The organism is uncultured Psychrobacter sp., from assembly GCF_947500265.1.
Classification (GTDB): Bacteria; Pseudomonadota; Gammaproteobacteria; order Pseudomonadales; family Moraxellaceae; genus Psychrobacter.
In genome coordinates, this window is record NZ_CANMRN010000013.1 from 1 (window position 1) to 12689 (window position 12689).

At 43.5% G+C, this 12689-nt stretch carries 14 protein-coding genes and 1 tRNA gene; 10 read left to right on the forward strand and 5 right to left on the reverse strand.

Features of this window, described 5'->3' with window-relative positions; translation table 11 throughout:
• Window position 1: 1 nt before the first annotated feature.
• Window positions 2-76 (reverse strand) — tRNA-Gly (locus tag Q0788_RS13575).
• A gap of 531 nt (window positions 77-607) precedes the next feature.
• Between Q0788_RS13575 and Q0788_RS13580 the strand changes: the two genes are divergently transcribed.
• The 4 genes from Q0788_RS13580 to Q0788_RS13595 all read left to right on the forward strand — a co-directional run bounded on the left by Q0788_RS13580 (window position 608) and on the right by Q0788_RS13595 (window position 3037).
• Window positions 608-1420, forward strand: coding sequence for a M48 family metallopeptidase (locus Q0788_RS13580; RefSeq protein WP_057761502.1), 813 nt, complete (start codon window positions 608-610; stop codon window positions 1418-1420).
• Between the two features lie 300 nt (window positions 1421-1720).
• Window positions 1721-2041, forward strand: a complete 321-nt coding sequence (locus Q0788_RS13585; RefSeq protein WP_298811565.1) for a BolA family transcriptional regulator — start codon at window positions 1721-1723, stop codon at window positions 2039-2041.
• A 74-nt stretch (window positions 2042-2115) separates the two neighbouring features.
• Window positions 2116-2475: a SirB2 family protein gene (locus Q0788_RS13590; protein ID WP_057761505.1), complete on the forward strand. Its 360-nt coding sequence runs from the start codon at window positions 2116-2118 to the stop codon at window positions 2473-2475.
• 166 nt (window positions 2476-2641) lie between these two features.
• Window positions 2642-3037, forward strand: a complete 396-nt coding sequence (locus tag Q0788_RS13595; protein WP_057761508.1) for a hypothetical protein — start codon at window positions 2642-2644, stop codon at window positions 3035-3037.
• A 206-nt stretch (window positions 3038-3243) separates the two neighbouring features.
• Here the strand turns inward: Q0788_RS13595 and trxC are convergent, their stop codons facing one another.
• From trxC to Q0788_RS13610, 3 genes are all read right to left on the reverse strand, one after another.
• The gene (gene trxC, locus Q0788_RS13600) at window positions 3244-3681 is read right to left on the reverse strand and encodes a thioredoxin TrxC (protein ID WP_298811568.1); all 438 of its coding nucleotides are present in this window, start codon (window positions 3679-3681) and stop codon (window positions 3244-3246) included.
• Between the two features lie 148 nt (window positions 3682-3829).
• Window positions 3830-4450, reverse strand: a complete 621-nt coding sequence (locus Q0788_RS13605; RefSeq protein ID WP_298811570.1) for a methyltransferase domain-containing protein — start codon at window positions 4448-4450, stop codon at window positions 3830-3832.
• Between the two features lie 159 nt (window positions 4451-4609).
• Window positions 4610-5482, reverse strand: coding sequence for an MBL fold metallo-hydrolase (locus Q0788_RS13610; protein ID WP_298811572.1), 873 nt, complete (start codon window positions 5480-5482; stop codon window positions 4610-4612).
• 378 nt (window positions 5483-5860) lie between these two features.
• Here Q0788_RS13610 and Q0788_RS13615 point away from each other — a divergent pair, with 378 nt between their 5' ends.
• The 6 genes from Q0788_RS13615 (at window position 5861) to Q0788_RS13640 (ending at window position 11050) form a co-directional block, all read left to right on the forward strand.
• Complete coding sequence (locus Q0788_RS13615; protein WP_057761516.1) at window positions 5861-6148, forward strand: helix-turn-helix transcriptional regulator; 288 nt, start codon at window positions 5861-5863, stop codon at window positions 6146-6148.
• Between the two features lie 46 nt (window positions 6149-6194).
• A complete protein-coding gene (locus tag Q0788_RS13620; protein ID WP_298811574.1) occupies window positions 6195-7898 on the forward strand; it encodes a SulP family inorganic anion transporter in 1704 nt (567 codons plus the stop codon).
• Window positions 7899-8135: 237 nt separating this feature from the next.
• Window positions 8136-8462, forward strand: a complete 327-nt coding sequence (locus Q0788_RS13625; RefSeq protein ID WP_057761519.1) for a sulfur transferase domain-containing protein — start codon at window positions 8136-8138, stop codon at window positions 8460-8462.
• A gap of 63 nt (window positions 8463-8525) precedes the next feature.
• On the forward strand, window positions 8526-8858 hold the full coding sequence (locus Q0788_RS13630) for a TIGR01244 family sulfur transferase (RefSeq protein ID WP_298811577.1): 333 nt from the start codon (window positions 8526-8528) through the stop codon (window positions 8856-8858).
• A 387-nt stretch (window positions 8859-9245) separates the two neighbouring features.
• Window positions 9246-10103, forward strand: a complete 858-nt coding sequence (locus Q0788_RS13635; RefSeq protein ID WP_298811579.1) for a bile acid:sodium symporter family protein — start codon at window positions 9246-9248, stop codon at window positions 10101-10103.
• 197 nt (window positions 10104-10300) lie between these two features.
• Window positions 10301-11050 carry a glutathione S-transferase family protein gene (locus tag Q0788_RS13640; protein ID WP_298811581.1) on the forward strand — a complete coding sequence of 250 codons (750 nt, stop codon included), beginning with the start codon at window positions 10301-10303 and terminating at the stop codon, window positions 11048-11050.
• A 73-nt stretch (window positions 11051-11123) separates the two neighbouring features.
• On the opposite strand, the gene Q0788_RS13645 is transcribed toward Q0788_RS13640, so the two are convergent.
• A complete protein-coding gene (locus tag Q0788_RS13645) occupies window positions 11124-12572 on the reverse strand; it encodes a sodium:alanine symporter family protein (protein WP_298811582.1) in 1449 nt (482 codons plus the stop codon).
• Window positions 12573-12689: the final 117 nt, after the last annotated feature.

Genomic DNA, 12689 nt, shown 5'->3' on the forward strand with positions numbered 1-12689 from the left:
TTGGAGCGGGAAAAGAGATTCGAACTCTCGACCCCAACCTTGGCAAGGTTATGCTCTACCACTGAGCTATTCCCGCTTAATATCAATTCGTAGCGTTGTTGACAACTACTCCGTCTCGATAGGCTGGCTATTTTAGCAAATATTCTGTGGGTGTCAACACCTTTTTTAGAATTTATTTCTAATATTTTTAGCTAAACGCCTTTTTTATCGGATAAACAATCATAAGCAATTGATTTAAAAACAGGAATTAATTTTGATAATATAAAAAAATATTTCGCATTAATTGTAGAAATTTAATTCTGGGGTTCACTTCCCTTGGCTTTAGAACGTTCATAAGATAATCGATAAAAGAAAAACGCACTATTTTTACTCTAATAAAAAGATATCGCACTTACAATCATACGCTTTATTGTTACTTTTCCTATATTGGTTTTAGGTGGTTAACATTATTATACTTATGTCCAATGGCAGTTAAGGTAAACTTTTACTGTTTAAGCGGATGAATGAGCACTACTAAAAGATTAATAAACACGACTCCCACATCTGCTGCACTATTTTTTAACTTGTTTGACTTTACGTTTTTCCATCTTATAGAGAGGATATTTTTATGAAGAAGTTATTAACCACGACGGTGATGGCCGCTTCGTTGTCAGCACTAACTTTAACTGGTTGTACCAGCACTACCAACTCTGGCGCAGTTGGTGTTGATCGTCAGCAGTTGCTATTAGTGTCTAGTGAGCAAGTACTAGCACTATCTGCCCAAAGCTATGCCAAAACAATACAAGACGCAAAATCAAAAGGTGTGCTAGATACCAATACCGCTCAGCTAAACCGCCTGAAAAATATTGCGAATCGCTTGGTTGGTCAAGTTGGCGTCTACCGCGCAGATGCAGCCAAATGGCAATGGGAAGTACACACCATCAAGTCTAACGATCTAAATGCATTTGTGGTGCCGGGTGGTAAGATCATGTTTTATTCAGGCATCATCGATCGCTTGAATCTCACTGATGATGAGATTGCTGCCATCATGGGTCATGAAATCTCTCATGCATTACGTGAGCATTCACGCGAGCGTCTATCACGCGAGTATGCAACCCAAACTGGTATCGGTCTGGCTGCCAGTATATTTGGCTTATCACAAGGACAGGCTGAGCTAGCTGGTACTGCTGGTAATTTAGGCTTGAGCCTACCCCACAGTCGCACTCAAGAAAGCGAAGCCGATCAGATCGGTCTCGAGCTGATGGCACGCGCAGGTTATAACCCTCAGGCGGCTGTTACCCTGTGGCAAAAAATGCAAAAAGCAAGCCAAGGTGAGCCACCACAATTCCTTAGCACTCACCCAACGAGCAGCAGCCGTATCGCAGAGTTACAGTCATTGATGCCAAAAGTTACGCCTCTATATCAACAGTCGCGCCGTTAATAAGTAGCTAATTAGCTACTCATATGCTTTAGCAATGCCTGTTTAGATATCATAGAAGCAAAGTACAGCCAAAGCGTTGTGCTTTGCTTTTTTAGTTATAGCCAGACATTGCAGGTTTTATAATTGACAAGCATTACAGTTGATAAGCACTGTAGTTGATAAGCACTGTAATCGGCAGGGTTTGCAATTGTTCGATTTGGCAATCGCACGCTATCCCGCTTACCGTGTCTGTTATAATGCTGATAAATATTATTTGAAGATTGTCCAATCAAATTGCACAAAATACGTTGAAGGATTGTTATGAGTACCACACCTACTGCCGACGCACTTCATACCGAATTACAGGCACTTACGCCGCAGCACATCGAACTGATCAATGAGTCGATGTCGCATGCCGGTTACTTTGAAGGTAAAGAAAGCCACTTTAAGCTCACTATCGTTAGCGATGCATTTGAAGGCAAACGACTGGTCGGGCGTCATCAGCTGATATACGGCTTAGTTACGCCTTTACTTACTTCACAAGGCGGCCAAGTACATGCCCTCGCTATCCATGCCTATACTCCGACAGAATGGCAAGGTCAAAGCCCTGCGAGTCCATTATGTGCTGGTCAAAACAAATAGCCGACTATGTTTGAATCGCAACTACATATTTTAGATTAGCCTATATACTGCAGTTTTAGAGGGAGCAATATTCAATGAAACACCTACATATGCTGATGGCAGCGCTGACTGTTGCACTATTTTTATATCAAAGCTACTTAGTACTCAGCGCAGACCGCCGCGCACCACGAGCAGTCAAAATAGCCACGCATATCATCTATGCCCTACTTATCCTGTCAGGTGCAATGATGCTAATGCAATTGATGGGTGCCAACGCTCCTGTACAGTGGGTGTTTGCCAAAATCATCTTACTTATCGCGGCTATTAGCTCAAGTATCAAAGCGTTTAAAGTTGATGCGACACCAGTGCAAAGAAAAACAGGTATTCTTATTGCTGCCGTTGCCTATATCGGTATTGTGATACTTGCCTTTGCCAAGCCAGCAAACTTATTTTAATAAGCGATTTTTTATTTTAATAAATAATCGTTTTAGAAAGCTGTCGATATTTTGATGACATGATGCGAAAATTTTTCATCATCGATGGATTTTCAATATCTTAATCATGCTATTTTTGCTATCTTAAATAGATATAAATACAATCACTTAGCCTACTGGAGCCATTATGAAAACGTTTACGACAGCGACACTACTAGCTGGCATTTTTGCGCTCTCAGGCTGTGCCTCTACTGGTAACATCACCCCGCAATATGTACCGCCGAGTACTTATCAAAATTATAATTGCCAAGCACTTAGCCAAGAGTACACTCGCGTCAACCGCTATGTCGAAGCGGCACGTAACGAGCAATCTACGCTATCGGCATCAGGCGTCGGTGTTGGCGTCTCTGCCGGACGCTGGGGTATCTCGCCAAATATCAGCTTTGGTCTAGGCAAGAGCAACAATACCAAAGCACGCGATGCAAAATTATCGCGTCTCTACGGTGAGCGTGATGCAATTGTCCAGTCGGCGCGCATTCAGCGTTGTAGCTTTGCCAATGGCATCAAGATTTATGGTGAGTAAAGTTAAGCAAATGTAAGGCTATCTGCACGACTAAGATAGTGTATGACGCCGTAAAATAGTACATGACACCATAAAATAGTACATGAAATAGCAAAAAGCCAATATGCAGATCGCATATTGGCTTTTTTATTGCTGCGGTTTTCTGTAAGAAAACATGAGTATTTGTATAAATAGTTTGGATGATAAAAAGACTTATCTGGCTCATACTACGACTGTAAGCTTTGCACCCATTGGATGATTTGATGACTTGGTAATGCGCCCGACTGTCGAGCGACTTCTTTACCATTTTTAAAAGCAACCATCGTTGGCAAGCTGCGAATATTGTAAGGAGCAGCTGCCTGCTCGTATTTATCCGTTTGTACCTTGGCAAAGACCACCTGCGGTAATTGGCTAGCAGCGCTCTTGAACTCTGGCGCCATCATGATGCAAGGCTGACACCAGCTCGCCCAAAAATCCACGATAGTCAGTACATCATTTTTTTGGATAACCTTGTTGGCTGTTTGCGCATTTAGCTCATGCGGACTAGCAGTCAATAATGGCTGACCACATTTACCGCATTTTGGCGCAGCGCTTAATCGTGCAGCAGGTACACGGTTGGTTGCTTGGCAATGTGGGCATACTAGATGAAAAATTTGCTCACTCATTATTTAATTCCTATTCTAATTATTTTGTTATTTCAAATACTCTTCATGAACGCTCTTATCTAAAAAATAGTTACGTTGCTTGCTGTAGTTATAGTCGTCGTCGCGTTGATTGGTAAATAATTTTAGCATAGTTAATTGGGCTTATCCTTCATGCCAGTTGCTGTGCCACACCGCTATATACATAGCTCATTGATCGTGGACCGGGCAAATACGCTTCGCTCAACTCGTCAATGACAAACCCACTTTCTCTGATAAGCGCTGGAATATCGCGATCTAAATGACATCCTCCCGCTATAGGTTTCCAAAAAGGCGTCAATCGATGCTGCCAACGCTCAACAGAAGAGTCTGGTGCCAGTCCATGCTCACAAAATAATAAGCGTCCGCTAGGTTTTAACACGCGCGCCATTTCTCGAAGCGCCGCTATTGGATCATCAATACTGCACAAGGTAAAAGTCATCACAATCGTATCAAATTGGTCCGTATCAGCATGGATACCTTGTACATCGACGGCTATCACTTCAACTGGAATGCCAATGTCAGCTGCACGCTCACGAGCCAGCGACTGCATCTGAGCCGCTGGATCCACACCGATGATAGAGGAGACTTTATCAGGATCATAGAACTGCAAATTCAGACCGCTGCCAATGCCAATCTCCAACACCTTACCGAGCGCTTGCGGAACAATTTTAGAGCGCGCTTTCATCACATTACCTGTACTACAGGCAATATCTATCATCTTTGGCAACACATAGCGCTCGTAAGGGTTCATTGCTCTCTCCAGTTATTGCCGCACTTAGCGCTTGCAGGTGGTCATACATAGCATCTAAAAATGGACAGTCTATAGGTTAGCATTCTTATAGATATCAATCATACGATAATTACGTAGAGCTGCATCGGGTAATGATTTTCATTCATTAAACTGTTTAACTTATCCACCAAGGACATTGATCGGGACTTTTAGATAGCGCGTACCATTGTCCTCTGGCTCGGGAAAATGTCCGGCATCGATATTGATTTGTACAGCAGGAATGATAAGGCGAGGCATATCTAAAGTCGCATCACGGCGCTCACGCATCTGCACAAACTCTGCTTCGTTTATACTGTCTTTGACGTGAATGTTTTCTAGTTTTTGCGCGGCTACTGTCGTCGTTGGGCAGTGCTGACGGCCTTTGCTTGGATAATCATGACACAGATACATGACGGTATCTTCAGGAAGTGCTAGCAGCTTCTGAATAGACTGATAAAGCGTTTTGGCATCGCCACCAGGGAAATCACAGCGAGCGGTGCCCACATCAGGCGCAAACAACGTATCTCCAACGAATACCACTGTTTTTTCATCATCAGCGGCTAGATAAGCCATATCGGCACGCGTATGACCGGGTACATACATCGCAGTGATAGTAATGTTGCCCAGCTCTAAGGTCTCACCTTCGTCTGTCAGAATATCAAATTGGCTAGCATCAGTGCGGAAACTAGTGTCAAAGTTGAAAATTTGCTTAAAGATTTTTTGTACTTCGGTGATATGCTGACCGATGACTAACTGTCCACCAAGGCTTTCTTTTACATGAATGGCCGCTGACAAATGATCTGCATGCGCATGGGTCTCGATAATGTACTTGAGCGCCCAATCCTGCTCACGTACAAACTCAATCACTTCATCGACACTGCTGGTATTGGTTCGGCCTGATTTAGCATCGAAGTTCAATACAGGATCGACAATGGCGCATAATCTTTGCTCGGTATCAGCAAGTACGTGGGTATAGGTTTCTGTATCGCTATCTAAAAAAGAATGAACTTGCATGGCGGCCTCTTTAATTATTTATACATAAGTTATTTATACATATTTTGGTCATAGGGATTTTTATCTTTAATTAACCCTTAAGTATGATATTCAGTCGTATATAATGCGTTCCTACGACTTATCTGATGCCACTAATATAACAACCACCATACAATTTATCAATTTATATAATGTAATTAATGATAACTTGCTATGTGGCGTGATATCATTGATAATCAACTATATATTGCTCAAAACATCATGGCATTTGTTACCCTCTAATGTAAGGAATTTGTTCTGACTACTTCTATTTCAGCCGAAGGTACACCTACTCGCAGTACTACTGACGATGGGTCATCTGATACTGCAGATTTAGTACCTGCCGATCTTGCCAAGCAAATGCAGCAAGCATCGCTACAAGCCAGCCAACTACTAAAGTCGCTATCGCACCCCGATCGCCTACTTCTTCTTTGTCAATTGACCCAAGGTGAATATTGCGTCGGTGAGCTGGAAGACTTGGTCGGGGTTGGACAGCCGAGCTTATCGCAGCAATTGGGTATATTGCGTAAAGACGAGCTGGTCGCCACACGCCGCGAAGGTAAGCAAATTTACTATAGTATCGCAAGCGAGGATGCGCTAGCTGTACTCGATTTACTGTATCAACGTTTTTGTGCCAAAGCAGAATAACGCCGCCCTCGCCTAATTATTTGTACTATCTACTGTGGTGATTGATATGTCCTCTATCGTCGCTCGTCTGATTCCAGCTTGGCTGCGTCAATACCAGCTCTCAGCGTTGCCGACTGATCTCGTCGCAGGCATAGTGGTGGGCGTGTTGGTCATACCGCAGAGCCTAGGTTACGCGGTGCTTGCAGGACTGCCACCTGTCTATGGCCTATATGCAGCGATCGTACCTGTCCTCATTTATGCGTGGCTCGGCTCTAGCAACGTGCAAGCCGTAGGACCGGTTGCCATTACCGCCATCATGACCGCCAGTGGCTTATTGCCTTATGCCGAGCAAGGTACCGAACAGTATGCACTGATGGCTAGCCTATTGGCACTGATGGTAGGTGCACTGCTCTGGATTGCAGGCAGGTTAAAACTTGGCTGGATCATGCAGTTTATCAGTCGCGGTGTGTCCGCAGGGTTTGTAAGCGGTGCAGCGGTCCTTATATTTGTCAGTCAACTCAAATATCTGACAGACATTCCGGTCACTGGCAATAGTTTGATTGGGTATCTATCTACCATGCAACGCTATGCCAGCCAGCTGCATCCATTGACCTTAGCTATTGGTGTGACCGCATTTGCGCTATTGGTTGCCAATCGCTATGCAAGTGAGTGGATATGGCAGACGTGGCTATCATCGTCATATGCCAAATGGGCAGAGCGCTTATTTCCGCTTATACTACTCGGTATCGCTATTGTACTCAGTATGGCACTGCATTGGAGCACATATGGTGTTGCGACCATCGGTCGTATTCCACAAGGGCTGCCAAGCTTTACGCTACCGCATATCTCAGACCTACAAGAAGCGCTGAAACTCTTGCCGACCGCAGGATTGATGGCACTGATCGTATTTGTGTCGAGCAGTTCAGTTGCCAGTACCTATGCTCGTTTGCGTGGTGAGAGCTTTGATGCCAATCGCGAGCTGACTGGACTTGGGCTGGCCAATCTGTCTGGTGGACTGTTCCAAAGTTTTGCGGTTGCAGGAGGTTTTTCACGTACGGCTATCAATGCCGATTCAGGCGCGAAAACACCACTTGCCAGTCTCGTTACCGTATTGGTGATGATTGCCGCACTCATAGCCTTTAGCAATGCGCTTGCTCCACTACCCTATGCAATACTGGGCGCAACCATCATGGCCTCAATCATTGGCCTGATAGATATTGCAACGTTGAAATCTGCATGGCAGCGCGATCGCTTAGATGGTGCTAGTTTTTTGGCAGCGTTCGTCGGTGTGCTTATATTTGGACTAAACACGGGGCTGGTCATTGGTCTCATGGTGTCATTCGCCAGTCTCATCTGGCAGTCGAGTAAGCCGCATGTGGCTGTCGTTGGGCAATTGGGCGGTACAGGACATTTTCGTAATATTAATCGCCACGACGTTGTAACTTTTGACAATTTATTGATGTTGCGTATCGATGAGAGTCTGTTCTTTGGTAATAGTGAATCCGTACACCGACGCATTCTCAATGCCATGCAGCAATATCCCGATGCCAATGAAATCGTATTGATTATGGCCGCCGTCAATCATATAGATCTGACCGCCCAAGAAATGCTTTGTACCTTAAATCATGAATTGGCGTTACAAAACAAGCGCTTACATTTTAGCTTTATCAAAGGTCCTGTGATGGACATTATCGGTCACACCCCATTGATTAGTGAGCTATCAGGGCAGGTCTATCTGAGTACTTTAGATGCTGTCGATGCGTTAAAATAATCTATGGTTTGACCACAGAAAAATCGCTGCTACATTAATTTCACTCAACCTCAATTACTATTGTCGTCTACAACACAATATCGCTATGATAGCGCCTGTGTTATGCTAGACGCACTAAATAGGGAAATCAATTAACCTAGAAATCGACCTAAAAAATGCTGATTTATAGTCCTTTGATATTCTTGGCCCAACCCTCAATAATAAATATACTTTAACAAATATAACTGAACCTATTTTATGACCGATGATTTAACGATTTATAAGCAAATATATCCAAGCCAGTGCGTTAAAATTGCTGAGCTTGGTTATCGCTCAGTGCTTAATATTCGCCCAGATGCCGAGATTGAGACACAGCCTAATAGCTGCGACTTGGCAACGGCTACTGAACAGGCAAACCTAGCGTATCAACATCTACCGTTTGATGATGAGCGCCTAAGTATGCTGACGGTCGAGCAGTTTGCCGATTTCTATCACTCAATGCCCAAGCCTATATTAATGTTTTGCGGTACTGGGGCACGTGCCAAGCTACTGTACCAAAGCGCATTGATGCAAGGCCTGTTATAACAACCATAGCTCGAACTAACACGTTTTATAAACCCAACAACACCAATAAAAAAAGGAGCTCTTATGAGCCATGAAGTTAGCTTTACCGGACAAATCACGCCCGACCAAGTGCCTATGATTGCCGAAAATGGTTTCAAAACCATTATTAATAACCGTCCTGATGGTGAAGAGCCAAATCAGCCAACCAGTGCCGAAATCGAAGCAGCAGCCAAAGAAGCTGGTCTTGCTTATAAAGAGATTTCTTTTGCAGGTAATGAGCTGAATCAAACTCATGTTGAAACGTTTGCAAATTTCTTTAATCAAGCTGAGCAGCCAATGCTGATTTTCTGCCGCACGGGTAACCGCTCAAACGGTATCTATGAAGCCGCCAAGCAAATGGATTTACTAGACGACTAGTGCAGCATGAACAGACTAGACAGTTAGAGTATTTAGCCCACAGAATCTTGTGGGCTTTTTATTGCGCTTATCATTATGCTCAAAGTTGCATTAACTACAAACAGTACAATCACTACCTAGTCACAGCCCAATCACTTCCCGATAGCTTCCAACAACCTCGACCAACCTCAATAGTCACGACAAGTGGGTTACTTTACGAGCGTAATACCGCTATTATCACTTGATAGGCTTGATCTAGCTTGGTGGTTGAGACACCTAAATAGCTAGACGATTAAATACCTAAACACATGGAATGTGAGCAGCTGTATGGTGACAAGGTCACCTCGCTGCTATTTACTTTCAAAACGCCATCTTGATATGGCATTTTAGTTTTACAAGGAATGTTTGATGAATAATACCGCGCTAGCATTACTGCCACTAGCACTTGCCTACATTATGTTCACTCTAGGAGCAGGGCTAAAACTTAGTGATTTTAAGGTCATTGCCAAATATCCAAAAGCGTTCTTTGTTGGCTTAATCAATCAAGTTGTGTTGGTACCGTTGGTTGCGCTCGCAGTCGTGTTAGTAACGGCTCCGCCACCAGCGATCGCTTTTGGGATTATGCTGATTAGTTTTTGTCCCGGCGGCGTCACTAGCAACATGCTGACCTACTATGCCAAAGGAAATGTAGCGCTCTCTATCGCGTTGACCGGTGTAGTCAGCATACTATCGGTCATTACATTGCCTATCTTAATTACGTTGGCTTTTGATCATTTCATGAAAGATCAGGCGAACTCTATTAGCGCGATAAAGATTGGCCTAGTCATGTTCTTATTGACCACATTGCCAGTGTCTCTTGGTATGCTTGCTCGCCACAAATTTACGGACTTTATGGTACGTCGCAGCAGTCTGCTTAACGGCTTGGCTAGCGTGTTTTTTGTACTAATTGTCTTTGCTGCTATTGCCTCTAACTGGCAACTACTACAAACACAATTCACTCAAATTGGTTTAGATCTGATCTTTATCATTGCTATTTTATTCGCTATTAGCATCTCGATATCTAGAGTCCTAAAGCTCAGCTGGTATGATACCAAAACCATCTCGATAGAAACCAGTATCCAAAATAGTACGACGGCTATTACCTTAGCCCCCATTATCATGGGTGTGAGCACACTGCCAGTTATAGCACTGCCTGCTGCTTTGTACGGTGTGCTGATGTATGTCGTTGCGCTGCCCGTTATTTTCCTAATCAAAAACAAGAACTGATTGTAGTAAGTACGAGAAATAAAAAGCGCCCTTCTAAATAATTGCCCGTCTAAATAAGCGCCCTTCCAAACATTGGATGGGCGTTTTTTTGAAATATGATTTAAATGATAGAAATATGACTCGGGTTATAGACTGGTCAATACTCAACATTGAGTACATAATAAAATGCTACTGTTATCGCTTAATAGGACTCTATGATGCAAAAACCGCTATTAATTATTGGTAATAAAAACTACTCCTCTTGGTCGCTACGAGCGTGGCTGTTACTCAAAGCATTCAATGTTGATTTAGATGAGCAACTTATTGAGTTGTTTCATCCAGCAGCACGTCCAACCCTCGAAGCGCATTCGCCAACGGATAAAGTACCTATTTTAGTCTATGGTGAAAAAGATAATAAAGTAACCGTTTGGGACACCTTAGCGATTGCGATGCATGTCAATGAGTACTTTACGGATATTGATATTTGGACAGGTATTGATAAATCTAACGCTGAAAAACGACATAATAGTCAAAGTAGAATAAATAGCGCCTATTGCCAAAGCATCGTAGCTGAGATGCATTCAGGATTGACAGGCATTCGTAATGAGATGCCGATGAATATACGAGCAACGGCTAAGATACAACCAAGTAGCGCTTGCTTAGCAGATATCACTCGTATCGAAGACATCTTTGCCGATTGTTTAAAAACTCGCTCAGCAGACAGTTTCTTATTCGGAGATTTCACAGTAGCTGATGTGTTTTTTGCTCCAGTGGTGCTGCGATTGCAGACTTACGCTGATGCGTCCAATATTACTTTGCAGCCACTGACCAAGCAGTATTGCCAAACCATGTTAAATCATCCACACATACAAGCGTGGCAACAATCAGCACTGACAGAGACTCGTATTATTGAAGAAGATGAAGCAGGAGAGATACTGTCTGTCGTTGGCGTATTGGCGAATAAATAGTATCTTGCATAAAAAAACCACTTCAACTCAGTTAAAGTGGTTTTTCTTTCGTGACAAATAAAGCCTACAGGTACTACTGTTTTTGGTCTAACGCTTCTTTTACCGCTTTTTTGCCCCATGCGCTCAGATCGAGATCCAGTTTTTCATACTCTTGTGCATCAAATAACGGCTCTTTAACCCCTGATTTTAACTGACTTGCAAAGTCGTCAAGTAGACGCTTAGCTCGCGGAAATAACATTATCAAGGCCAATAAGTTTGCTAGCGCTAGCACACCCATCAACGGATCCGCAAAGAAGAACACTGCGGTTGCCGCAGGAGCCACTGCGCCCAAGAATAATACCGCAATCACCACAATTCGCAAAATCAGAGTCGCCATTTTGATATTCTTTTTGATCAAGAAATTAATGGCATTTTCACCCATGTAGTAGTTATACATGATAGAGCTTAGGGCAAATAGCAATATCGATATGGTGAGAATATACTGCGCCCAATCCCCAAGCTGGGTCGTTAGCGCCTGCTGTGCCAGTACAATACCATCGACTTCAGCACCTGGTTGATATACACCGCTCAGTAAAATCATAAATGCGGTGGCACTACATACGATTATCGTATCAATAAACACAGACAATGACTGCGAGATACCTTGACTAACAGGGTGAGTAGCATAAGCGGTGGCAGCAATATTAGGCGCAGAACCCAAACCTGCTTCATTAGAGAATAAACCACGCTTCATACCTTGCTCAATTGCCACACCAATACCACCGCCCACGACAGACTCAATACCAAATGCATTTTTGACAATCATTACCATCAGTGCAGGCAGTTCTGTAAAGTTAAACGCGATAATAATAAGTGCCATACTGATATAGATTAATGCCATAACAGGAATGACAACGTCGGCTACTTTTGCAATGCGCTGAATACCGCCAAAGACAATGAATCCACCTGCAATCACCAGAACCAGACCCGTTATCCAGCGGTCAATCCCAAAACTTTCAAGTGCTGAGCCTGCTACCGTATTGCCTTGGAACGCCACAAACCCAATAGAAAAAGACAGTAGTAGCGAGATCGCATAAATAACAGCAAGCCAGCGATAGTCTTTACCTAACCCATGTAAAATATAGGTTGCAGGGCCACCGCGAAAGTTACCATCGTTGTCTCTACGCTTGTAAAGCTGGGCTAAGCTACATTCCACAATGCTGGTCATCATGCCAATTAAGGCCACAACCCACATCCAGAATACCGCTCCCGGACCCCCTAAAGAGATGGCAACAGCAACACCAGCAATGTTACCGCCGCCTACACGTCCACCGATAGAAACGAGCAACGCCTGACGGGCAGAGATTCCGTCGTCTCCTACCTCATCCGTTTTAAATACACGGAACATACGTTTAAAATATCTAAACTGGGCAAACCTGCCTACAATGGTAAATAATAAACCAAAGATAATTAGCATAGGCACGAGCGCCCAGCCCCACGTTAGATCCCCGATTAGGGCGAAAAAAGCTTCAATGTATTCCATGCCTACTTTCCTTATAGTTCATGACGCTATGATAGGTTTTATTGCATACATTATTGCATCAACAACACGAGTTTGTAATGCAAATGTCGAATTTGTAACGTAAATACTGATATTTTC